Origin of the sequence: Alteribacillus persepolensis, from assembly GCF_900099605.1 — a bacterium.
Taxonomy (GTDB): Bacteria; Bacillota; Bacilli; order Bacillales; family Marinococcaceae; genus Alteribacillus; species Alteribacillus persepolensis.
In genome coordinates, this window is the sequence record NZ_FNDK01000023.1 from 21,575 (window position 1) to 44,333 (window position 22,759).

General features: G+C 44.5%; 37 protein-coding genes. 34 read left to right on the plus strand and 3 right to left on the minus strand.

Going from position 1 to position 22,759, the window contains the following annotated elements; translation table 11 throughout:
- Positions 1-4: 4 nt before the first annotated feature.
- The 30 genes from BLT18_RS14630 (at position 5) to BLT18_RS14775 (ending at position 19,340) form a co-directional block, all read left to right on the plus strand.
- A complete protein-coding gene (locus tag BLT18_RS14630; protein WP_091275609.1) occupies positions 5-439 on the plus strand; it encodes a helix-turn-helix domain-containing protein in 435 nt (144 codons plus the stop codon).
- A complete protein-coding gene (locus BLT18_RS14635) occupies positions 426-1,688 on the plus strand; it encodes a PBSX family phage terminase large subunit (protein ID WP_091275612.1) in 1,263 nt (420 codons plus the stop codon). The genes BLT18_RS14630 and BLT18_RS14635 overlap by 14 nt, the downstream gene beginning before the upstream one ends.
- A 12-nt stretch (positions 1,689-1,700) precedes the next feature.
- Positions 1,701-3,068: a phage portal protein gene (locus BLT18_RS14640; protein ID WP_091275615.1), complete on the plus strand. Its 1,368-nt coding sequence runs from the start codon at positions 1,701-1,703 to the stop codon at positions 3,066-3,068.
- On the plus strand, positions 3,058-3,954 hold the full coding sequence (locus tag BLT18_RS14645; protein WP_091275618.1) for a phage minor head protein: 897 nt from the start codon (positions 3,058-3,060) through the stop codon (positions 3,952-3,954). The genes BLT18_RS14640 and BLT18_RS14645 overlap by 11 nt, the downstream gene beginning before the upstream one ends.
- Before the next feature lie 131 nt (positions 3,955-4,085).
- Complete coding sequence (locus BLT18_RS14650) at positions 4,086-4,676, plus strand: capsid assembly scaffolding protein Gp46 family protein (protein WP_091275621.1); 591 nt, start codon at positions 4,086-4,088, stop codon at positions 4,674-4,676.
- Positions 4,677-4,689: 13 nt separating this feature from the next.
- The gene (locus tag BLT18_RS14655; RefSeq protein ID WP_091275624.1) at positions 4,690-5,607 is read left to right on the plus strand and encodes a phage major capsid protein; all 918 of its coding nucleotides are present in this window, start codon (positions 4,690-4,692) and stop codon (positions 5,605-5,607) included.
- 13 nt (positions 5,608-5,620) lie between these two features.
- Positions 5,621-5,875 carry a Rho termination factor N-terminal domain-containing protein gene (locus tag BLT18_RS14660; RefSeq protein ID WP_091275627.1) on the plus strand — a complete coding sequence of 85 codons (255 nt, stop codon included), beginning with the start codon at positions 5,621-5,623 and terminating at the stop codon, positions 5,873-5,875.
- Entirely contained in the window at positions 5,865-6,161 is a 297-nt protein-coding gene (locus tag BLT18_RS14665; RefSeq protein ID WP_091275629.1) for a head-tail connector protein, read from the plus strand. The genes BLT18_RS14660 and BLT18_RS14665 overlap by 11 nt, the downstream gene beginning before the upstream one ends.
- Entirely contained in the window at positions 6,161-6,661 is a 501-nt protein-coding gene (locus tag BLT18_RS14670) for a hypothetical protein (RefSeq protein WP_091275631.1), read from the plus strand. Before BLT18_RS14665 ends, BLT18_RS14670 begins: the two co-directional genes overlap by 1 nt.
- A 1-nt stretch (position 6,662) precedes the next feature.
- Positions 6,663-7,016 carry a hypothetical protein gene (locus tag BLT18_RS14675; RefSeq protein ID WP_091275633.1) on the plus strand — a complete coding sequence of 118 codons (354 nt, stop codon included), beginning with the start codon at positions 6,663-6,665 and terminating at the stop codon, positions 7,014-7,016.
- A complete protein-coding gene (locus BLT18_RS14680) occupies positions 7,013-7,513 on the plus strand; it encodes a phage neck terminator protein (RefSeq protein WP_091275636.1) in 501 nt (166 codons plus the stop codon). Before BLT18_RS14675 ends, BLT18_RS14680 begins: the two co-directional genes overlap by 4 nt.
- 4 nt (positions 7,514-7,517) lie before the next feature.
- Positions 7,518-8,507 (plus strand): DUF3383 family protein, encoded by a 990-nt coding sequence (locus BLT18_RS14685; protein WP_091275639.1) that lies wholly within the window; start codon positions 7,518-7,520, stop codon positions 8,505-8,507.
- Between the two features lie 12 nt (positions 8,508-8,519).
- Entirely contained in the window at positions 8,520-8,909 is a 390-nt protein-coding gene (locus BLT18_RS14690; RefSeq protein WP_091275641.1) for a phage structural protein, read from the plus strand.
- A gap of 3 nt (positions 8,910-8,912) precedes the next feature.
- Positions 8,913-9,173, plus strand: coding sequence for a hypothetical protein (locus BLT18_RS14695; RefSeq protein WP_091275644.1), 261 nt, complete (start codon positions 8,913-8,915; stop codon positions 9,171-9,173).
- A complete protein-coding gene (locus BLT18_RS14700; RefSeq protein WP_091275646.1) occupies positions 9,166-9,369 on the plus strand; it encodes a hypothetical protein in 204 nt (67 codons plus the stop codon). Before BLT18_RS14695 ends, BLT18_RS14700 begins: the two co-directional genes overlap by 8 nt.
- Positions 9,370-9,431: 62 nt before the next feature.
- Positions 9,432-9,638 (plus strand): YqaE/Pmp3 family membrane protein, encoded by a 207-nt coding sequence (locus tag BLT18_RS14705; RefSeq protein ID WP_091275648.1) that lies wholly within the window; start codon positions 9,432-9,434, stop codon positions 9,636-9,638.
- A gap of 55 nt (positions 9,639-9,693) precedes the next feature.
- The gene (locus tag BLT18_RS14710) at positions 9,694-11,886 is read left to right on the plus strand and encodes a phage tail protein (RefSeq protein WP_091275651.1); all 2,193 of its coding nucleotides are present in this window, start codon (positions 9,694-9,696) and stop codon (positions 11,884-11,886) included.
- A gap of 3 nt (positions 11,887-11,889) precedes the next feature.
- Complete coding sequence (locus tag BLT18_RS14715) at positions 11,890-12,312, plus strand: phage baseplate protein (protein ID WP_091275652.1); 423 nt, start codon at positions 11,890-11,892, stop codon at positions 12,310-12,312.
- Complete coding sequence (locus BLT18_RS14720; RefSeq protein WP_091275655.1) at positions 12,309-12,635, plus strand: phage baseplate plug family protein; 327 nt, start codon at positions 12,309-12,311, stop codon at positions 12,633-12,635. The genes BLT18_RS14715 and BLT18_RS14720 overlap by 4 nt, the downstream gene beginning before the upstream one ends.
- Positions 12,628-13,434 (plus strand): phage protein, encoded by an 807-nt coding sequence (locus BLT18_RS14725; RefSeq protein WP_091275657.1) that lies wholly within the window; start codon positions 12,628-12,630, stop codon positions 13,432-13,434. Before BLT18_RS14720 ends, BLT18_RS14725 begins: the two co-directional genes overlap by 8 nt.
- On the plus strand, positions 13,431-13,865 hold the full coding sequence (locus BLT18_RS14730; protein ID WP_091275659.1) for a hypothetical protein: 435 nt from the start codon (positions 13,431-13,433) through the stop codon (positions 13,863-13,865). The genes BLT18_RS14725 and BLT18_RS14730 overlap by 4 nt, the downstream gene beginning before the upstream one ends.
- A complete protein-coding gene (locus tag BLT18_RS14735) occupies positions 13,862-14,215 on the plus strand; it encodes a GPW/gp25 family protein (RefSeq protein WP_091275661.1) in 354 nt (117 codons plus the stop codon). The genes BLT18_RS14730 and BLT18_RS14735 overlap by 4 nt, the downstream gene beginning before the upstream one ends.
- Positions 14,215-15,390: a baseplate J/gp47 family protein gene (locus BLT18_RS14740; RefSeq protein WP_175487542.1), complete on the plus strand. Its 1,176-nt coding sequence runs from the start codon at positions 14,215-14,217 to the stop codon at positions 15,388-15,390. Before BLT18_RS14735 ends, BLT18_RS14740 begins: the two co-directional genes overlap by 1 nt.
- Complete coding sequence (locus tag BLT18_RS14745) at positions 15,387-16,013, plus strand: hypothetical protein (RefSeq protein ID WP_091275664.1); 627 nt, start codon at positions 15,387-15,389, stop codon at positions 16,011-16,013. The genes BLT18_RS14740 and BLT18_RS14745 overlap by 4 nt, the downstream gene beginning before the upstream one ends.
- Positions 16,014-16,026: 13 nt before the next feature.
- The gene (locus tag BLT18_RS14750; protein ID WP_091275666.1) at positions 16,027-16,944 is read left to right on the plus strand and encodes a phage tail protein; all 918 of its coding nucleotides are present in this window, start codon (positions 16,027-16,029) and stop codon (positions 16,942-16,944) included.
- A gap of 15 nt (positions 16,945-16,959) precedes the next feature.
- Complete coding sequence (locus tag BLT18_RS14755) at positions 16,960-17,499, plus strand: DUF4376 domain-containing protein (RefSeq protein WP_091275668.1); 540 nt, start codon at positions 16,960-16,962, stop codon at positions 17,497-17,499.
- Positions 17,493-17,879 (plus strand): C40 family peptidase, encoded by a 387-nt coding sequence (locus tag BLT18_RS14760; RefSeq protein WP_091275670.1) that lies wholly within the window; start codon positions 17,493-17,495, stop codon positions 17,877-17,879. The genes BLT18_RS14755 and BLT18_RS14760 overlap by 7 nt, the downstream gene beginning before the upstream one ends.
- A 198-nt stretch (positions 17,880-18,077) precedes the next feature.
- Positions 18,078-18,407 carry a hypothetical protein gene (locus BLT18_RS14765; protein ID WP_091275672.1) on the plus strand — a complete coding sequence of 110 codons (330 nt, stop codon included), beginning with the start codon at positions 18,078-18,080 and terminating at the stop codon, positions 18,405-18,407.
- Positions 18,408-18,417: 10 nt separating this feature from the next.
- Entirely contained in the window at positions 18,418-18,648 is a 231-nt protein-coding gene (locus BLT18_RS14770; protein WP_091275674.1) for a phage holin, read from the plus strand.
- On the plus strand, positions 18,648-19,340 hold the full coding sequence (locus tag BLT18_RS14775; RefSeq protein ID WP_175487543.1) for a peptidoglycan recognition protein family protein: 693 nt from the start codon (positions 18,648-18,650) through the stop codon (positions 19,338-19,340). The genes BLT18_RS14770 and BLT18_RS14775 overlap by 1 nt, the downstream gene beginning before the upstream one ends.
- A 7-nt stretch (positions 19,341-19,347) precedes the next feature.
- Here the strand turns inward: BLT18_RS14775 and BLT18_RS18805 are convergent, their stop codons facing one another.
- Complete coding sequence (locus BLT18_RS18805; protein ID WP_091275678.1) at positions 19,348-19,572, minus strand: helix-turn-helix domain-containing protein; 225 nt, start codon at positions 19,570-19,572, stop codon at positions 19,348-19,350.
- A gap of 229 nt (positions 19,573-19,801) precedes the next feature.
- Between BLT18_RS18805 and BLT18_RS14785 the strand changes: the two genes are divergently transcribed.
- The 3 genes from BLT18_RS14785 (at position 19,802) to BLT18_RS14795 (ending at position 22,136) form a co-directional block, all read left to right on the plus strand.
- A complete protein-coding gene (locus tag BLT18_RS14785) occupies positions 19,802-21,061 on the plus strand; it encodes an FtsK/SpoIIIE domain-containing protein (protein WP_091275680.1) in 1,260 nt (419 codons plus the stop codon).
- Complete coding sequence (locus BLT18_RS14790; protein ID WP_175487545.1) at positions 21,030-21,563, plus strand: replication-relaxation family protein; 534 nt, start codon at positions 21,030-21,032, stop codon at positions 21,561-21,563. The genes BLT18_RS14785 and BLT18_RS14790 overlap by 32 nt, the downstream gene beginning before the upstream one ends.
- Positions 21,564-21,749: 186 nt before the next feature.
- Entirely contained in the window at positions 21,750-22,136 is a 387-nt protein-coding gene (locus BLT18_RS14795) for a hypothetical protein (protein ID WP_091275685.1), read from the plus strand.
- A 15-nt stretch (positions 22,137-22,151) separates the two neighbouring features.
- Here BLT18_RS14795 and BLT18_RS18695 read toward each other — a convergent pair whose 3' ends face one another.
- Positions 22,152-22,286 (minus strand): hypothetical protein, encoded by a 135-nt coding sequence (locus BLT18_RS18695; protein ID WP_281242364.1) that lies wholly within the window; start codon positions 22,284-22,286, stop codon positions 22,152-22,154.
- Positions 22,287-22,311: 25 nt separating this feature from the next.
- Entirely contained in the window at positions 22,312-22,461 is a 150-nt protein-coding gene (locus tag BLT18_RS18360) for a hypothetical protein (protein WP_175487546.1), read from the minus strand.
- A 118-nt stretch (positions 22,462-22,579) separates the two neighbouring features.
- Between BLT18_RS18360 and BLT18_RS18365 the strand changes: the two genes are divergently transcribed.
- The gene (locus tag BLT18_RS18365; protein WP_175487547.1) at positions 22,580-22,723 is read left to right on the plus strand and encodes a hypothetical protein; all 144 of its coding nucleotides are present in this window, start codon (positions 22,580-22,582) and stop codon (positions 22,721-22,723) included.
- Positions 22,724-22,759 lie beyond the last annotated feature (36 nt).

Below are 22,759 nucleotides of genomic sequence, written 5' to 3' on the forward strand. Positions count from 1 at the left end.
TGACATGGCTACAGGGAAATATAAAGAATGGATTACAGAAGAAGGCCTACTCCTTATTGAAGGATGGGCTAGAGATGGGCTGACAGATGAACAAATCGCTCACAACATGGGCGTTGGTTACTCTACGTTGCAGACATGGAAAAACAAATATCAAGACATTCGAGACTCCTTAAAAAAAGGAAAAGAAGTCGTTGACCGCCAAGTGGAAAATGCTCTGCTTAAATCGGCGCTAGGATATCACTACCAAGAAGAGGCTGTGACCAACAAAGGTGATGTGGTGACGATAACGAAATATGAGAAGCCGAACACGACCGCCGCTATTTTTTGGTTGAAGAACAGAAAACCTTCTGACTGGCGAGATAAGCAGGAAATAAAACATGATGGTGACATGGGATTGAATATAGAAATAGATTACGGTGAAAATGATGAGAGCGGTTAGAGTGCCTTTCAATCGACATTTCAAAGATGCTAATGCCACGAAGAAGAGATATCGCATCATGAAAGGTTCTGCTGGTAGTGGGAAGTCGGTTAATGTGGCGCAAGATTATATCTTGAAGTTGTCTGACCCTAGATATAAAGGGGCGAACTTGTTATGTGTCCGTAAAGTAGATGTATCAAACCGTCATTCTACTTTTTCGGAATTGAAAGGGGCTATCATCCGAACGTTCGGTGTGGATTATGAGAAGTATTGGAAGATAAATGAAAGCACCATGACCATACAAAGTCTCGCTACTGGAAATTCTGTCATTTTCCGAGGGGTACAACATGAAAAAGACAGAGAAAAACTGAAATCCATCACATTTGAACAAGGGAAACTCACTTGGATATGGATTGAGGAAGCCACAGAGTTATATGAAAGTGATGTCGATATATTAGATGACCGTTTGCGCGGGGTGTTGGATAATCCGAATTTGTATTATCAAATCACCATGACATTTAACCCTGTATCAGCCCAACACTGGATTAAAAAGAAGTATTTCGATTATCAAGATAACGATATCTTTACGCACCATTCCACGTATTTGAAGAATCGTTTTATAGACGAAGCGTATCACAGGCGTATGATGCGACGAAAAGAACAAGATCCTGACGGTTATAAAATATATGGCCTAGGTGAGTGGGGAGAAGTTGGCGGACTCATTCTTTCCAATTACAAAGTGAAGGAATTCGACACAAGTGAATCCATGTTTGATACTGTAATTAATACCCAAGACTTCGGTTTCAACCACGCCAACGCCATTCTTACTATAGGATATAAGGATGGTGTCTTTTATATTTGTGATGAAATTTACGTCCATGAGAAAGATACAGATGAAATTATAGATATAGCAAACAACAAAGGATTGAGTAAACGTCTGCAAATGCCGTGTGATTCCGCAGAGCCGGACAGGATTAAAATGTGGAAGAAGGCAGGATATAGAGCGTATGGCGTAAAGAAAGGGCAGGGTAGTGTGCAAGCTCAAATTGACTGGTTGAAACAAAGGGAAATAATCATCCATCCTAGGTGTGTGAACACCATTAAAGAAATCCAACAATGGAAATGGCAAAAGGATGAAAAACTCAACATTTACCTAGATGAACCAGTAAATATTTTTGATGATGCAATGGCTGCCCTTAGATACGGTGCGGCGCATTTCATGAGACAAAATAAGATGAAAACACGAAGCAAGACAGCATTTGGACTGTAAGGAGGTGGACAGATGCACATACGATTGAATGAACAAGAGGTTACACCGAAGCTGATAGAAGCCCTGGTGGACAAAGACCGAGTGAGTCAGCTACCAAAAGACGAGAAGAACAGAGATTACTACGAAGGCGACCATGACATAAAGAATCGTACCTTTGACGATAAGACGAAGCCGAACAACAAGATTGTGACCAACTTCTGCAAATACATCACCGACATTTACACCGGGTATTTTATCGGTGAGCCGATTAGCTACTCATCCGAGAATGAAGAATACATGGAACGGCTACAAGAAATCTTTGACGACAATGACGAACAGAATGTCAATGCGCGACTAGCGAAATATGCCAGTATCTACAACCGTGCGGCTGAAATTGTTTATGCCGAAAATGAAGAAGGCATGAACGAACGGGGAGAGCGCACCAATCAACTGAATATTAAATTTGACGTGCTGAACCCAGAGGAACAGCGCGTCATTTTTGTGTATGACACGTCGATTGATGCCAATTTGTTCATGGCTATCCGTTGGTTTGACCATGAGGATGTGCTGACGAGACAGCGAGAAACGCATGCGTACGTGTACACCGATACTCAGATATTTCATTTCATCAACAGGCAGAATGGATACGAATTGCAGGATGAACGTCCGCACTATTTCGGTGAAGTGCCAATCAATCCGTACTACAACAAAGGAGAGGACAGCAAAGGGGATTTTGAGGATATTATCACCTTGAACGATGCGTATAACTTGCTGCAGTCGGATGATATCAATGAAAGTAACTACTCGAATGACGCGTATCTTGTACTGATTGGCATGACAGCCGACGATGAGGACGTACGAGAGATGAAGGAACGCCGCGTCATTGAGCTGTCCGAAGGTGAAGGGGCAGACGTTCGTTGGTTGACCAAAGACATCAATGATGCATGGAAAGAGAATCTGAAAACAAGGTTACAGCGTGACATTCACAAGGTATCAGCCGCCCCTGATTTGTCTGATGAGAATTTCGGCGGCAATAGCACAGGCGTTGCGATAGAGTATAAGCTGAAAGCCTTTGAAGATAACCGCGCGGCAAAAGAGCGTAGCTTCAAGAAGTCGCTGTATCGGCGTATTCGATTAATCAGCAATGTATTGAACGTACAAGGGAACAACTTCGACCCTGCTGATATTCAAATTAAATTCAGCAAGAACTTGCCACAAGATGATGCGGCAATGGTCAATCAAGCAACGCAACTGTTAGGCACACGCCTAGTCAGTCGTAAGACATTGCGATCATTCATCCCTTGGGTAGAAGATCCGGCGAAAGAAGAAGAACGCCTGGAATCAGAGGAAGATGAATACACCATCCAAGACGCGATAGAGGAAGAAGAAAATGAGCAGTAGGTTTCAAGACATGAAAGAACGCTTAGAACAGCTCACAGACAGCAAAGAAAGGGAAGTGGCACGGCGATATGCGCGGTTGCTTCGTGACATCCAACAGCTCATATCCAAGCGATTTGAGAAGTACGAGAAGGACGGACAGCTCACATACGAAGAAATGGTGAAGTATGACCGGCTGAAAAAGCTGCAAGATGAGATTGTGAAAGTGGTCAATGCTCAAGAAACCGGCATGCGAAATGTAATATACGCTCATTTGAGCGATCAATACAAAGAAGCGTATTATCGCACTGGTCATATTTTCGAGACAGAAGCACTGGCCATGCTCGGATATTCGGCTGTGAAAGATGAAGTTGTCGATGAAATCATCAATACGGATTTCACAGGACTCACATTGAATGAGCGTTTGTCGCGTCGTCGTGGGGAATTAATCATGAACATGCGCGAGACCATCACACGAGGATTGCGAGAAGGGCAGACATACCGCAGCATGAGCCGATTGATACAAGATGAATTGGAAATTGACCGTTCTAAGGCACAGCGAATTGTGCGGACGGAGTCGCACCGTGTGAGAGAATCGGCGTCATTAGAAAGTGCCAAGCATGCACAGAAAAAGGGTATCGTCATGATGAAAACATGGAATACGGTCAGTGATTCTCGTGTCAGAGACAGTCATGACGATTTGGGTGGAAAGAAAGTCGAAAAAGTAGACGGAACGTTCAATGTAGGTGGAATGGAAGCAGAAATGCCGAGTGATGCAAGTTTACCTGCCAGCGAAAGTATCAATTGCAGGTGCTTCATTACTTACGAAATACAGCGAGTCGAAAAACCACAGCATGATGAATTAGCGGATTTATCTTATGACGAATGGAGAGCAGAGCGCTTAGGATAGCGTTCTTTTTTTATTGTCCTAAGCAAGACGGTAAAAGGCTTATGCTGAATATCCGGGGCAAGCGCAACGGATAGGCGGCGTTACTATTATTTGAACTCATGGCGAGAACATGAGGGCAAGGAGGACACACGATGTTAAAGCTGAACTTGCAATATTTCGCTGAAGAAGGCGAAGGAAATACAGATAACCAACAAGACGAAGGTAACCAAGAAGGCGGCGATGACAACAGCATTACGCTTTCTAAAGAGGAATTGGAGAAAGAGAAGCAACGCGAAGCAGACCGCCGCGTGCAGCAGGCGTTGGAGAAAGAGCGGCAAAAGTTGAAAGAGCAAATGCAGCAAGAAATCGAGCGCGAAAGACGCGAGGCCGAAGAATTGGCGAAGCTTAGCGAAAAAGAACGCCAGCAAAAAGAATTTGAACAGCAGCAACAAAAGTTTGAAGAAGAAAAGAAAAAATTCTATCGTGAGCGACTCAAATTGCAAGCGGAACAGGATTTACATGAGCGTCAACTCCCTACATCCATCGCACCGTATCTTTTGGCGGATGATGCTGAAAAGACATTGGAAGTCATCAAAGAAGTGGAAGTGAAATGGAAAGAAGCACTGGAGGATGAAGTAAAAAAACGACTTGCGACAGATAAACCAAACGTTGGAAGTACGAAAATGAAGGGTGCGACCAGCAGTTTGGCGGAATTGGCGAAAGAAGCGAATATTAGAAAATAAGGAGAGATAAAATATGCCAACATTTAATCCAGATAACGTATTGATGCAAGATGCTCGTACAGGTGAAATCCCGGCAGAACAAGGAACGCTCGTGATGAAGGAATTTATGACAAATTCTGTCACGGCGCAATTGGCGCAATATGAAGAAATGAACGCGCCGAAAAAAGAGTTCACCTATTTAGCAGATGGTCCCGGAGCTTACTGGGTAGGAGAAGGTGAGCGTATTGAAACAAGCAAAGCTACATGGATGAGTGCCGAAATGGAAGCAAAAAAACTAGGTGTCATTCTCCCTGTAACAAAAGAATTTTTGAATTACACTGTATCAGACTTCTTTAATCAAATGCGCCCTGCTATTGCAGAAGCGTTTTATACGAAGTTTGATCAAGCAGCTCTGTTTGGAAATGAAAGCCCGTATGCTGCTGGCACATCTGTATGGGAGAATATCAACACTAGCGGCAACACAGTAGAATTAGGAACAAACGCCAACCTTTATCTTGATTTAAATGACCTTGCCGGACTTATCGAAGACGGAGATAATGACCCGAACGGTTTTACAACGACCCGTCGTTTCAGAAAAAACCTTCGTGGCGCGGTAGATGCTCAAAATAACCCTATTTTCAACGAAACAACACAAGGCGAACCACCTAATTTGCTTGGACTGTCTGTTGGATATGTGGACGGAAAAGCATGGGATTACGACAAGGCGCACATTTTAACAGGGGATTGGCAGTATGCGCGTTATGGTATCTTGCAAGATATCGAGTATGCTATCAGTGAAGATGCAACAATCACCACCATTACAGACGAGAACGGCGACCCTGTGAATTTGTTCGAACGTGATATGTTTGCGCTTCGTGCGACTATGCATATCGGTTTCATGACGCTCAAAGAAGATGCATTTGGCGCTCTCATCCCTGTTCCAGAAGTGTAAGGAGGGATAGTGTATGAAAGCGACAAACGGTGAAAGAGTAATCAATGTTACAGAGAAGGCGTTCCATGTGTTGTATAAGGAACGTGGTTTCAGGAGGGTGGATGATGCCGAAACCGAGCAAAGGAACGAAGAAAGACAGGCGACTGAAACGAAACCGCAAGACATGACCGTTTCTGCATTGAAGGAGGAAGCCAAAGAGCGTGGCATTGAAGGCTATTCCTCCATGAAGAAAGACGAACTGCTCGAGGTGCTAGGATATGGCATTTAGAGATGATGTGTTAACGCTGGCCGGGGTGGAAGATTCCCCGGCTGTGCAATTGGAAATAGATGCAGCACTCGATTGGGCGAATGAGAAATGCAAAACCGAGTACACCGAGAGTGATGCACCTGCAGGATTTAAGAAGGCAATTGCCGTGTTGGTGCAATCATCCGAGCAAAGCCCGAATGTCACAAGCGAGAGCGTAGCAGGCGAGTTGTCGGTGTCATATAGCGAAGATTCCACAGCAACCGCCAAGCAGTACCTTCGCCCGTACATGAAAGCGAGGTTTCTGTGATGGCTGTACGCATCCGAGACAACAATAATATTCCCGAACTGATGAAGAACGTCAAGGATATGGGCAGCAGCACGATTGAAGCAGGCGTATTTGGTGGAGGCGAACAAGAAATGATTGCAGCAGTGCATGAATTTGGCGTGGACATTGAAGTCACTGACAAAATGCGCGCATACCTGCATCATATCGGCATCCACTTGAGAGAAGATACGACAGAAATCCATATTCCAGAGCGTTCGTTCATCAGAAGTGGATGGGATGAATCAGAAAAAGAAATCAATCGAAAAATACAAGACCTTCTCCCGGATGTGTTGGAATTAGGTACAGACGGCGAGACTTTCATGCAAATGCTAGGGCTTGAGATTGAAGGGAAGTTGAAAGAGCGACTTATTGAAGTGTCAGACCCTGCTTTGCATCCTGCTACCATTGAAAGGAAGAAATCAAGAAACCCACTCGTCGACACAGGCAGCCTAAACGATGCCATAACCAGTAGGGTGAGATAACATGTTCAACTTCAAGCGACAATTCAACCGATACGGACGCACTTTCACCGCCGTTGTCGAAGCAACCGAGGGATATTATGACAGCGAAACAGGGGAATACGTACCGCCTGGCGAAGAAACCGAGGAAGCAATGACCGGCATTATCGCACAAATGAACAATGATGAGCTGCGATATGACGAAGGTGGAACTTACACTTTCGACGACAGGAAAATACTCATTGACACAGACAAATATACGCTAAAACGAGGGCAACAAGTCATCATTGAGGGTGATACCTACCAAGTAGACCAAATCGCTCCATATGGACTTTATTCGCACTTCATGAAGGCGTATGTGAAAAGGGTGTCTACATGATAGATTACAACCAAATAAAAGAAACATTACGCTCACAAATCTGGACGGATTTGGGGCGTTTTTTTGTGGATTTAGAAAACGGCGACCCACGACCAGACAATCAAGACAATATTGACACATTTATCAGTCACAAATTCACCACACCGTATGTCGAGCAGGCAGGTTATGAGACAAGCGAAAGCACAACACTGACTCGTGTGAATGTAGCGACCATGACGCTGTCCTTGACCGTGTACAGCAGCGACAAAGGTACGGCATTGAATACGGCACATGAATTAAAGCGATGGTTTCGCTTTCATGGCTACGAGTATTTGAAAGAGCATGACTTGATTGTACAAAGCATTGAGCCGATGCAAGACCGCACGACATTCCTTGAGACAGATTACGACCAAAGATGTGGCTTTGACGTGATTCTTAGAACCACCGATGAAGCAACACGAAGCATTGAGATTATCGAACGTGCAGAAGTAAACGGCGACATTATAGGAGGAGAGTGAGAACATGGCTATTAAAGATTGGCAGATAACGATTTCGAGGCAAACGCGAGCCATTTCACAAGCTGGATTTGGCAAAGTGCTCATTTTAGCGACAGACAGCGCTCATCCATTCACGACATATACCGAGTTGGAGGATGTATCGGCTGACTTTGACGAAACAACCGAAGCCTATGCAATGGCAAATCGCATCCTAGGGCAGACGCCACGACCAACAGAAATTGCCATCATGGGTGTGGAATATGACAACGCAGTGGATGAGCCGACAACGTTAGTGAGCGCGCTAAATGACACCAAAGAGGAATATTATTTCCTTACTTGTCAAGAGCAAGGCTCGGCTGAAATCACGGCATTATCGGAATGGGTGGATGCGCAACAGAAGTTGTACGGTGTCAGCACCGATGATGAAACGGTGTTGGAAGGACTAGAAAGCGACCGCACCATTGTCATGGTACACAGTGACCCTACGAGCTACCCGTGCGAGGCATGGATTGGCAAATGTGCATCATTCGACCCCGGCTCTATCACATGGAATTATCAGCCATTAAATGGCCTTTCAGCAAGTGATGTAGACGAAGATGCTGTGAAAGAAGCAGGTGGAAACACCTACATTGAGCAGCATGGAAATCTGCACACGTATGACGGGCAGGTTACATCCGGGGAATGGATTGATGTGATGCGCTCACAAGATTTCTTGTACACGCGCATTGACGAAAGTGTATTCGGCACACTCTTGCGAGCGGACAAAGTACCATACACCAATGCAGGTATTGCCATGATTGAAGCGGCAATTGAAGCACCCATTATGGAAGCGGCACAAAATGACATGATTGCAACGGATGAGGATGGACAATTCATGTATTCGGTTAACGCGCCGACACGAAGCGAGACAACAGCAAACGACCGCGCAGACCGTTTACTACCAAACATTCAAGCCAACGTGACATTGGCCGGTGCTGTACATGGCGGCGACATTGAAATAACAATCGAAGTGTAAGGAGGATGACACATGAACTACGATCCGAAAGATATAAACATTATCATTAATGGTAATTATGCGGTTGGACTAGGCGAGACAATGGTGTCATTTGAGAAATCAGAAGATACCGCATCGGTATCATACGGCGCACAGGGAGATTACAGCGTGGCAGAAAGCCACAACACGCAAGGTGTTATCACTGTCACATTCCAGCACAATTCCCCGACATTGCAAAACCTTCGCGCGTTGCACAACAGCCGCACGCATTTCCCTTGTTTCATCACGGATAAGAACGACGGCAACCAAGTGAAAGCAGGCGGCAGTGATTGCCGTATTCTCACATCACCGGGCGGCGAATTTGGGAACGAAATATCAGAAGTAGAAGCAGAAATCACTGTATTGGATTACAAGGAGGAATAATATATGGCAAAACAAAAAGATTTCACAGCACCGACAGGAAAAGTGTACAAATTTCAACATCCTGGCGTATTAAACTACACAAGAGCGAAAATGCGTTGCAAAGATGAAGCAGGACGAACAGACGAAAAGAAGCTGCTTGATTATATTCATGAATATGTCATTGTGGAGCCGAAAGTGGATTGGGCGTTTTGGGATGACAACTTAGAAGATTTTGAGGAAACAACCAAGGCGGCTATCAACTTTCTTAGAGGGAAAAGTGAGTGACGATAAAATAGAACAAGCTCGTGAATATAGAAGGCGAGCGAAAAATAATTGGTGGTTTTGGCGCCCGATCATCCATGAAGGTGGTATGACGCTGGACATGGCATCGTTAAGCACGGATGAAGTGTTAGAGTACAACGAAGCGCTGAATATTCATCAGGAAGAGGTACAAAAGCGCATGCAGAAACAAAAGAAATGATTGAATAGTCGGAGGAAATTGGCGTAAAATGGAAGTACCACATATGAAGGGGTTGTATTGATATGTTGTACCTTTTAGCCATTTTCCTTCCGCCTGTTGCGGTTTTTGCTGTAGGAAAGCCGATACAGGGATTAATTAGTATTTTACTATGGTTATTCTTCTGGATACCCGGAAGTATTCATGCTTGTTTGGTTGTGCATGAGCATAAAGCGAATAAACGAATGAAAAAGCAAGCAAAATTGATTGCGGATAATCAAAAACACGGATAGATAAAAGGCATCCTTTATAGGGTGTCTTTTTTTATGCCCTGAAAGGGGTGAGAAAATGGCTTTAAGGGAATTAACAGTAGGTATAGATTTTGATGTGAATGACGGTGCGTTGTCAGATATAGATGATGCGATGAACAGTTTTCGCGACAGCACTGTTGATGCTGGCGGTACAGTTGAAGAAATGACAGGGAATGTCGCTGATGTATCAAGTGCAGCAGATGATGTGAATACCACAGAAGAAGCGATGGATGGAGTCGGAGAAGCCGCCGACCAAGCGGGGGAATCATCCGAAGGGATGGGTGATTCTATTGAAAATGCAAGCGAACGCGGTACGAAAAGTCTTGGTGACCTTGCCAAAGGGGTTGGTGTAGTCGGTGCAGCTATTGGAGGCGCAGCGACCGCAGTAGTCGGCGGCGGTGTGGCAATGGCTAACCAATTCGCTGACACAGCGGATGAAATTGATAAAGCGTCTATACGGACAGGTGTGCATACAGACGCTTTGCAAGAATTGCGTTTCGCTATGGGGCAAGTCGGCGTTGACCAATCACAAATGGATAGAGGGTTAGAACGTCTCACCCAACGCATAGGGCAGGCGCAACAAGGAAATGAGAAATACACCGAAGCATTAGGACGACTAGGTATGACACAGGCAGAATTAGCGAATATGAGTACAGATGAAGTATTCATGAAGTCCATCGACCAACTACATGAGATGGAAGATGCTACCGCGCAAGCTGAATTGGCTGGTGAGTTGTTCGGTACAAGGCTAGGCAGACAGCTTCTTCCGGCTATCCAACAGGGCGGCGATGCCATAGAAGATTTGAGGGAAGAAGCGCACGAGTTGGGCGCAGTTATTGATGAGGATGCTATTAACGCAGGTGTGTTGTGGGCTGACACGATGGACAAGGTTCAGAACGCATTAGGTGGCGTGTGGAACCGATTAGCTGCTGAATTGTTGCCAGGATTCCAGACATTCCTTGATTTTATTTTAGATAACATGCCAGCCATTGAAAGTGGCATTAGTACCGCATTTGGATTCATCCGTACAGCGATGGGCTATGTCGTGGACGCGATTCAATGGGTTATTGGGTATTTCGAACAGTTTGATGCATCATCAAGTGGTGCTTTCGATACAGTAGTGAACGCTATACAAACAGTAATTGAATGGTTTCAAGGTTTGGATATTTCTATATCTGATTATCTGGACGCCGTGATTAATAGAGTGTTGGATTTTAGAGATTCGTTTATGAATTTAATCACAGGTGTAGGGGATTTTCTCATCTTTGTATGGGAAAATTACGGCGAAACACTCGTGAGTACACTGCAATCAGCGTGGGATTTAATCATCAATGCTACTCAATTGGCCTGGGATTTAATCTTAGATATATTCAATGTCATTGGAGCATTATTGAGCGGAAATTGGAGCGAATTATGGAACAGCCTCGTTGACCTTGCTGTCAATTTGTTTGTGAATTTAGGGCCGTTACTTCTGTCGGCATGGGATTTGATTCTCAATTTGCTAGAGTTAGGTTTTAACTTGCTCATTGACATTGTTTCGCTGGTCATGACAGGAATTTGGAATCTGATTCAGACCATTTGGGGCTTTATCGTTGATTTTATATCGACTGCCGTTGGTCAAATAATTGATTTTGTGACGACAGGATTTAACGACATTGTCGATACCGTTCGAGAGAAAATGAATGATGCTTGGGATACCATCACCGAAATATGGGGCAATGTTATGAGCTTCTTTGAAGATTTGCCGGGCGAGATGATTGAATTAGGGCGCGACATTATCGGCGGTCTGATTGACGGCATCACCGAAAAAGCAGGCGACTTGTTAGATGCTGCTGGGAACATTGCCGGTGATTTATGGGGCTCATTCACGAGCTTTTTTGATACATCTTCCCCTTCCAAATTAATGATGGGGCTGGGTGATGATATCGGCGCAGGGTTGCAAATCGGCATGGATGATTCAGCCATGAAAGTGGCGAAAACAGCGGAAAATTTAGCCCATCGCGGAAATCCGGCGGAATATTACACGCCACATAACGCGCCGGTTGCTTCATCTGGCGTTGCATCGGCGAGTACGACACAGCCACAATTCAACATCGAAAACCATTTTGACCGAGACACCACGCCGGAACAAGCAGAACGAATTGGTGCAGCAAGCGTACGTGGTGCTTATCGTGAATGGAAGAAGCACATGAACAAATTTCAGCGAGAAGAAGCGATAAGGGAGGTGTAAGGTGTGGCACGTATTGGAGATGTGGAATTTTTCTTAATTGACGAGACACGAAATTATGAAAGTGAAGTCACCACTCACCCTGTGGAACGCGGGGCAGATGTTGCTGACCACATTCAGTTGAATCCGTTGCGGTATCAAATCACAGGCGAAGTGACAGGAAGCGACGCGGCAGAAAAACACCGTGCTTTGTTGAAATTACGCAATGCAAGAGATATCACTTCATATAGTGGGCGGGCAAACATGAGTAATTGCATTGTTGAAAATTACAGCACAAACGTAAATGTGAATTACAGGAACGGATTCAGTTTCACGTTAAACATCGTACAAGCACGCGTGGCACGTCCTTCCACCGTTGGCTTGCTTCCTGCTGAATTGAAAGCAGACACATCAGAAGTCGGAAACGCAGGGAGGGTGCAGGCACAATGATAATTCCTGTTGAGAAAGAGCGTATCCCGTATCAATTTGATATCGAATTGGAGGGAACCGTGTACACATTTGAGATACACTATAACGGCGACTATGATTTTTTTACCGTTGATTTGTTGCAAAATGATGAGGTTATCATATACGGCGAAAAAATCGTATACGGACAGCCGTTGTTTGGTGCATTGAGTGATACACGGCTACCATCTGCACCAATCACTCCCCTTGACCCATCCGGCGAAAATGACGAAGTCACCTATGACACATTCACCGAGTCGGTGTTCTTGTATATTGACGCTCAAACCGAGGGTGATGTGAATGAATAGCTTTAAGCGAGAATCCAATATTATCATGGGGCGCGCTTCGTTATCCTCCTACTACTTTGATTATGAATTTGATGTAGAGTACACGGATGAGCCGAAAAAGAATCATGCCGAAGTGACATTTTATAACTTATCCTCCGACCGCATCAACCGCATATCACGCGGCGACCCTCTCATCATTAATGCGGGATATGAAAACGATGTAGGGAGCTGCTTTGTCGGTGTCGTGTATGAAGCGGACACCACAAAAGAGGGCGTGGACAGAGAGACTACGGTGAAAGCCGTAGACGGCACAGACCAACGTGACAAACTACGCGTCAATAAGACATACAAAGAAGGTACACGAGCGTCACAAATCATCACAGACTTATGTAATATCGTTGGATTGTCTGTAGGGGCGTTGAATTTGCCGAACGATGTACAGTACCGACAAGGAAAGCACGAAGCCGGTACGATTCTTTATCGGTTGCGGTTGCTTGCTGAAGATTGCGGCGCAAAATTTAACATCAATAAAGGCTTAGCGTACTTTCGTCCTCCTGGAGAAGGAGATGAGGTGCGCTTTATTTTTTCACCAGAGCGCGGACTTGTTGGAAGCCCGGAACCATTCGTGGAAGAAGATGAGGACGGCAATGAAATAAAGGGATACAACGTGAAAGCCTTGCTCAACCATCGAGTGCAAGCCGACAGCATCATTGAAATCAAATCGAAGAATGTGAACGGCAGTTTCAGAGTAAGGAAAGCCAATCATTCTGGTCAAACAGATGGCGATGAATGGTACACAGAAATGGAAGTGGTAGAGTGATTCACACCAATATCATTTGCCGCGTGGAATCATACGACACAGAGACAGGCATAGGCGACCTTGCCCCGTTGTTTACAGATGAAGATGGTCAGCCGTTCAGTAAAATTATTAATGCAAGAGCGCAACGTCAACGGCTAAAACTTCCTAAAACATTCACATTAGAAGGTGGAAGTGTGAACCATTCTCCGATTCCACACAACGGCACATCTCACACCATAAACAGTGGAGATATGACCATCAGCTATGATGATGCCGAAACGCAAAATATAGAGATTTTCCCGCATTATGAAACAGGCGATATCGTGCTTGCTGCTATACCCGAATTTAATTTTTCTGATGCTATAAAAGGAAAAACAGGAAACGGCGGCGTGAAAGAACCGCATAACCTTACTTCTGCCATCATTACAGGATTGGTAGGTGATATGTCATGAAGGCATTACAAGTAGACCACACCGGCGACATTGTCATGCAAAACGGACAGTTGCAGGAAGTCAGAGGGATAGACGAGATACAGCAGCGGTTTCGTCAGTTGCTACGAACCAACAAGGATGAATGGTTTCTTGACCCGGAAGAAGGCTTTGATTACAGCGTCATTCAAGGGAAAAACGTCAACGAAAACGATGTGCAAGCGGCATTGGATGATGTCGCCGACCAAATGGACGAAATCGAAAGCATTGAAAATGTAAATTTAGACTTTGACCGATCAGCGCGAAAACTGACGGTCTTTTTTGTTGCCGTTTTAGCGGACGGTGACACCTTCGAGATACAGGAGGTGCTATGATGTTCGGACTGACGAAAGATGGATTTAAACGGAAACGATACGCCGACATACGAGAAGAAATATCCGCACAATGGCGGGAGCTGTTCGGCGAAAACTCCAATACCGATAGCGGCGTCAATGGGAAGGTTATTTCTCTGATTGCGTTTGGTTTATCCGGCGTATGGCAGTTGGCAGAAAAAGTGTACAACAGCGGCTTTGTTCATAAAGCAGAAGGGCGAGCGCTAGACGGATTGGTGGACAACCGGCTCATGCGCCGTCGTCCGGCAGAAGAAGCCACAGGGGAAATTGAGATAACAGGAACAGACGGCACGGTGATAGATGAGGGTTTCATTGTTGGAAACGGTGACGAGACATACCGAACGACCGCCAGTGTCACGATTGACAGCACCGGCACAGTATTAGCGCCTATCACAGCAGAAGAAGCAGGGGCAGACAGCAACACCGAGCCGAACACCGTGACAGAAATCGTTACCCCTATGGTGGGCGTGGATAGTGTCACAAATCCCGACCCCGTTAGCGGTGGGCGAGATGAAGAAACAGACGCCGAGCTTAAAGAACGATATGACTTGTCGCACAGCACAGGAAATTCTCCAACCACAAACGGCATAAGAGCGGCTGTGCTAGGCGTAGAGGGCGCACGAACAGCAACGGTGATAGAAAACCTTTCCCTTGATACAGATGCGGATGGCAGACCGGGCAGGAGCTTTGAAACCTTCGTTCTAGGCGGCAGTGATGAAGATGTGGCACAAGCCATCTTTGACCGGCGTGCAGCAGGCATTGAGACGTATGGAAATATCACCGTTGACATTGAGGATGATTCTGGACACATCATTCCTATCAGCTTTTCACGAGCAGAAGAAGTGACCATTCATTTCAATATCGAGCTTGAGACAAACAACGAATTTCCGAGCGATGGCATGGAACAAGCGACAACAGCGGTCATTCGATATGTTGGCGGCACGGACTATGACGGCAATGTCTATACCGGGCTAGGCGCAGGAAATGACATGTATTTCACAATGGTCATTGCTGCCTTGCATGACATTCCAGGTGTCGTCAATATCCCGACCTTAGAAGTCGGCACAGACCCCAACAATTTACAAGCCATGTCGGATGTAACGATTAATCAGCAACAAGTCGCTACGACAGATTATGAAAAGGTGACGGTATCATGAGTTTACTGAAACGCTTAACCGATGCATACAACAAAAATCCTAATTCAAACATTGCCAAAACAATCAGCCTTGTCACGTCGCAATTAGATGAACTCACCGCCACGTTTGAGCGTATCGAAGCGTGGCGAGCAATTGACAACGCCGAGGGCAAGACGCTCGATGACATCGGCATTGACTTGAACCAATACCGAGGGGCAGTTAGTGATGAAATATACCGCATTTTACTCAAGTCTAAGACCGCCCGCGACATGTCGGAAGGTGACACGAACACAGTGATTGAAGTGCTGTCAATGGCAATTGATGCCGACCCATCCGAAATAGGAATCAGTGAAACATGGATGGATGCTGACAATCCCGAACCGGCAGGAATCAGCCTAATTGAAATACCCATCGACAACTTAAACAGAGTAGGCATGACAGGTGACCAATTCGTTCAGTTTGTCGCCGGTACGGTTGCGGCTGGCGTGTATGTTCGCAGTATCGAGCTAGAAGGCACATTTGCATACGGTGCCATCGATGAAGCGTTAGATGCAAACGCCGGATTCGCAGACGTAGACCAAACAACCGGCGGATATTACGGCGCATTATATCAACCGGGCGAAGATAGACCACTACCAATGTAAAAGGAGTGATACAATGGCAGAGTTTAACAACCCACTTCCCGAATGGAACGCCACAGGCATAGAGCCGCCACAATCGAAGAAGGATGAAGGATGGCAAGAGCAAGAAAAACCACCGGCACAATGGCACAATTGGTGGATGTACACGAGTTATCACGCCATACAGGAAATGAGGACGGTCATTAATAATTTGACCGCCGCCGATGTAGGGGCAGAACCGGCGTTCACGAAAAACACCGCATTTAACAAAGATTTCGGCACAACGGCAGGTACAGTGGCGGAAGGTACGCACGTAAGCGACACGAATAATCCGCACAATGTCACAACAACGCAAATCGGCGCAGAAACACCGTCCGGCGCACAAAGCAAGGCGGACACCGCAGAAAGCAACGCGAATACCTATACAGACGGACAAACGGGCGATTTATCCACGCTGACAACGACTGAAAAAACGGATTTAGTCGGTGCGATAAACGAAGTAGATGGGAACGCCGACCAAGTAGCCAGTGACCTTACTTCGCATCAGGGCGAAGATGCGACATTAACACAAAAAGGACATGTGCGGTTAAATAGTGATAACGATAGTACAGATGAAACGACAGCAGCCACACCTAAAGCGGTGAAGGCTGCTTATGATAAAGCTATTTCTGCGACAAGTGTTGCGGGGACGTACACAGGCACGGGTGACGCAAGTCAGGTCATTTCTTTGGGATTTAGACCAACAGCGGTATTTGTAGCTAGAGCTGACTGGCCTTTTATGAGTATAGAGGGTGCCGTATATTCGGGATTTGCTACAAGTGATCGTCAACACGATAAAAATCTAAGCGACATAGTAAGGGTAAACAGTAGTGGGTTTACGGTTTATTATGATTCGGATGAAGATGTTCAAACAAATGCGTTAAACCGAGTGTATAACTATTTCGCTATTAGATAAAAGGAGTTGCATTTTATGATTGTAAGAAAAAATCCAATATCTTTTATAACCATGAATGGTAAACCAAATGAAAATTGGACTAATGAAACGGATGTTTTCATAGTAGATGACAACAGCGAACTAGCCCAAAAAATAAAGAGGAACTATCCTTTCTTTGAATTGGTTGTCGAAAATGGCGAAGTCATTGATGTGGAGTTGACAGAAAAATCGATTGAACCCGCCAAAGAAGAAAAAATAAAAGAACTATCTTCACAATGCCAACAAACCATCATTAATGGATTTATAGCTTCTAACGGGAATGGATACCGACTAACTACCGAAGATCAGTTGAATATGCAAGGCCAGAAAGATGAACTGAAAGATGACGAGACAATCACAGAAGTCGATTGGATGACAATAAATGATGAAAATGTCACTCATTCAAGGGAAGAATGGCTAACTGTTTACAAAGAAGCCTTCCGACACAAGAAAGAATGTATTTTTAAAAACAAACAGCTACGTGACCAAGTAAAAGCCGCCACAACAAAAGAAGAAGTGGAAGCTATAACATGGTGATAATCTTTTCCCGTTCTTCCTCCGTGTTGTCGAGGATTATTCGTTTCTTTGATAAGGGGAAGTGGTCACACGTAGCGATTAAAGTAGACGAGCATCATATATTAGACTCTCGTTTTCCGAAAGGAGTCAAAGTACGTCATTTTGACTTAACAGATTACGAGTTTGTAGAGGTTGACGGCGATATCGAAAAAGCGTTAAATCACGTAGGGAAGAAATATGACCTTCTTCGTTTCATATGGTATGGATTTGAGTGGGGCGATAAGCCCTGGAATAATCCGAATGAAATGATATGTAGCGAATTGATTGCGGAATCGGTGAATGATGAGAATTTAAAAGGCATGACACCAAATGAGCAGTATAAGTATTTGAGAAGTGAATGAATATCCCGTCCATGATGCGAATTAAATAAGACAAACAAAAAACGCCATTCAAGGCGTTATTTTTTATGGGACAACGGGGCGCCACACACGCCCCTCCCGTCTACACGCAAGGAAATAGACGGTGTATCTACAATATCAAAAAATCACAAGGGAGTAAATATGTCGATGCTCCTACACGACATGAGAGGGGGCAACGAAATGGAGGAAGAAGGCGTGACGGTGGGGTACAAAGAAATTTACGATGAATTAAGGAGTGTGTCACAGTCGCTTGTCCGTTTGGATGGACGCATGGAACGTATCGAAGAAAAATTTGAAACGGTCAAAGAAGCCAACGAACGAAGCCGGAAAGCCTACAATTTAGCCGATGGAGCCACAAAAGATATCGACGAATTAGAGCGGCGTTTCATTTCATATACAGAAAGGCAAGAAGAACGTGCCGACCGGGAGAAAAAGCACAAGCTCACAATGGCCGGCATATTAGTCACAGTCATTTTATTTGTGCTTCCAATGGTTATTCAGTATTACTAGGAGGGATATCATGGACAAAGGAACACTCACAAGGACTATCGTGCTAGTTGCGGCATTAATGAATCAGATTTTAGCCGCGTTCGGCAAATCGCCGTTGCCATTTTCTCAAGAAGAAATCGAGCAAGGGGTATCTGCTTGTATCACAGTTGTTGCCGCAATATGGACGTGGTTCAAAAACAACTACATCACCGAAAAAGGAAAACGCCAGAAAGAAGCGATTGAGAAAGCCGGTGCTCAATGATGCCGTATTCATTCGAATCCTTGTCACAGCTAAAAAATCTGCGCGGCAAACTTCCGCATGACGGATGGCAACCGAAAAACAGCAAGAACGACAAAACAGACATTGCCATTCATCATTCATTGACCAAAGAAGGCGATGCTCACTCTTTTTCACGGCATCATGTGTTCACAAATGGATGGCCAGAGATTGCGTATCATTTTGTCATATTAAAAGATGGGACCATCCAATATTGCCATGATTTAAGCGTCATTAGCTACCATGTCGGTAACTCAAATAATATTGCGGTGGGTATCTGTTTGGTTGGTGACTTTCGAGAAGAAGAACCGACGAAAGAACAAAAGCGCTCACTCAAGGAACTACACGACTGCTTGATGAAGGACATGCCAAGCTACAAACGGACGAGAGGACACAACGAGTTTCCGGGATACGAATGGAAAGAGTGTCCTTCTTTTGATTATCGTGCTGTTCTTCGTTCGGTAAAATCAGCCGTAAAGGAGGGCGACTGGATGAGCGAAAAACTCGACAAAGGCACAAAGGAAGTATGGCAACCAGTCATCGAGCGTTGGACGGATGAAGAAAAACAACGTAACCCCATCAGTAAAGCGTGGCTCGAACGAATCGAGAATGATGAATTGGAATACAAAGACATCATCCGATTGTTAGGCCATGAACGGTTACGCGGCTTAAAATAGAGCAGGTTTATTCCTGCTCTTTCCATATCTCATCCGGGCGCATGTCCAGCGTTCTACATATCTTGTACACGGAATCAAACGAAGGTAGTCTGTGACCATTCATAATGCTGCTCAATGTATTCGCATTCACCCCGCATGATTCGGAAAATGCCTTCACGTTCTTATATCCCTTCTGCAATATCATAATTTTCAATTCACATTTGTACATCTCATCACCTCTTATCCCCTTCATTCTCGGTATATTCTTTATTCCCTTCTAAAAAGTACATGCTATTCGAGAAATTTTTATCGTGGACAATGCATATTGAACAAGCAAGAAAGAATATGCTTTATCAAATACTGTCGCAGAACCAAGAATGGTAGTGTAAAAATCTTGAATTATCGCAGGTTCTAGCCAGAAAAAAACGTTCCATCTTATCACAACTATATATTTCATATATAAAAAGGATGGTGGTCTGCTTTTGATTGTAGAAATCACATCATCATTGGTTGCTTGTGGTGTATTGGCGTTTGCTCACACCAACAAACATCTATCCTGGAATGATGCACAAAAAATACAGCGGATTTTCAACAATGCCAATCTGTATGTCAAAGAAAACGGCAAACAGAGAAATATCCGGCTGTACACAAAACGAAAAATAAAGGGAGGGACAGAGTATATCTTTCAGCTTCCGTACGGCTTGTCTGTGAAGGATATCGAAGCTCGAAAGCATGTCATTGAAAATGGATTGAATACGAAAACTTTTTCACTGGATGACTTGAAGGACATCAACTGGAAAAAAGACATTATCCCACAGCTTCGCGCCCTGTTTCATCCGAGCAAGGCACAAAAGGAAGTAGAATTTTCGTTTGACGGCATGCTGAAAATCAAAGTATATGATAAGCCGTTACCCTCAAGCATTGAGTATAACGACGCTATGAGAGCAATAGACTGGCGTGTGCCGGTTGGTTTGAACCGTGAGAAGGTGATACGTCATGACTTCGAAAAACGCCCGCATATCGTCGTTGCAGGGGCTACCGGATTTGGAAAATCACAATACTTGAAGTTGTTGATTACATCCCTTATTCAGTCGAAGGCAAAACACGTCACTTTTTCTCTTGTGGATTTAAAAGGCGGCACGGCGTTCCAACGCTTCAAAGACTTAGACCAAACGAAATACTTTGCTAGAGATCCGTCAGAAGCTCGTGACACGTTGGAATTGGTACAGCAAGAAATGGATGCAAAGCTACGAGAAGTTGTCAACGGCGGATTTGAAGATGTGGCAGAAGCAGGCGAGAAAAACCGGCACTTTGTCATGATTGATGAAGCCGCCGACCTTGATAAAGAATCACTAGCCATTGTCACAGACATAGCAAGACGAGGGCGTGCAGCAGGGTACAGGCTGGTGTATGCCACCCAATACCCGACAAATGAGACATTGCCGTCACAGGTACGTCAGAATATCGGAGGGCGTGTGTCTTTCATATTGGAAACGGCTGCTGCATCGTTGGCCACATTAGACGAGAAAGGCGCAGAGGAATTGCCGGAAATACCGGGGAGGGCGATATATAAGCGCGTGAAGAAGGAAACCGTACAATGCCCGTATATATCCAACGAGCAGATAAAAGAGCGCATAACGCCGCATGTCAACATGAGAGGGAGGGGAAAGGATGAACAGGTTTCACGAACAGAGAAAGGAGAACATTCTTTTGTCATTGAAGAAACTGGATTATCTGACTAGAGAACAAATACAAATCATTCACGATTTAAAAAGCGCCCGAAACGCCAACCGTATCTTGAACAACATGGATGAGTATTTATGCTCGTTTCGGCATGGCTTGGAGAAGGTGTATTATCTCAATAAATTAGGGAGGGAACGCGTAGGCTGTAAAGTAGTGCGGAAAAGAACAACAAATGTGCAGCATTTTTTATTGCGAAATCAACTGTATATTATGGTAGGTTGCCCGTCATCTTGGAAGAATGAAATGCGATTAAAAACGAAAGAAGCGCAACTGGTGTGTGATGCAAAATTTGATTATAAGAACGTTCCGCGCTTTGTTGAAGTGGACTGTTCTCAATCCATGCAAAAAAATGAACGAAAAATCGAGAAGTACAGAACATTCGCGAAGTACACAAATTTTAGCTTGATATGGGTAACAGAATTAGAAAGCCGAAAACCACGACTGGAACGATTGTGTAACGGATTATCGTTCGATATTTACACGGCAAAACAGATAAAATAAAAAAGCGACCTCTAACAAAGGTCACTCATCTGGTCCATATGCGCAAGATAACAGAATCGTTTGGCAGGGCGGCGTATCCTGCATCTCTTTTAACCACAAGGGCGCGTGGGGAACCTTTCCCACCTCAAACGATCAATTTCATTATATCATGATTTCGCGCCCTGCACAATAATAGGAGGGCTTCAAATGAAAACAAAAACAGTCGGCACAATCAGTGAGTTCATGAACCCTCAACCGAAAGCGAAACGTAAAGTATCATCCGTGACTGTTCCTCTACTCTTGGCAGGTGGGGCAACACCGGCAATGGCACAAGAACCGCATGCAGTGACGGTATCGGTAAACGGTGCTATTAAAGAAAAGATTGTCGGCTCATTTGACCCATTAGTGGAATTAATCACCCATCTGTCCTATCCAGTCGCCACCGTCATGGTGACAGGCGGTGCTTTAATGGTTATGATTGGATTAAAAGAAAAGGGATACTCGACCATACAGACAGCATCCATCGGCTTCATCCTTGTACAGATGGCGCCGTTACTGCTCGAATTATTATTTGGTATTGGTGAAGCAGTATAAAAAAGGAGGGCGGTTTCACCCTCCTTCCTTTAAATAATCATGCACCCACATTCTGATTAATGTGGAAGCATCCGCACCTTGCTCTTTCGCTTTTTTGATAAATGCCTCTTTTTGCTTTTTGTCTATTCTAACCATTATATGAGCATCCATTATTCTTCAACGCCTCCTTTAACAATTACATTTCTTTCAATTGATTTTCAGATAAACCGCGAACAACATCGCCGTTCTCCTTTTTTATCTCATAATCCTTGTATCTGTGTGAATAATCCCAAACAATAACTTTTTCGCCTTCGAAAATGACAGTTTGGTCTAATTTGAATTTCATAAAAAGCACCCCTTGCCTATATTTGTTAACTTCATTTTATATATTTGTATTTACGATGTCAATACACTTTTTTATTAAAATCATAAATATTGCTATAATGCAGCTAAGGAGGTGAGGCATGTTCTTTGCTTTAATCGCACCGAGTGGACATATTACGTACTGTGAAGGAATTGAGCAGGCGACACGATTAATAAGAGTCGGATACAAGATTATCGGAAGTGGTGACGACCCACGAGAATTGGCGCGTATGTTTGCCGATTGATACCGTTTGATGGGTAGTATCATGTAATTAGCAGGT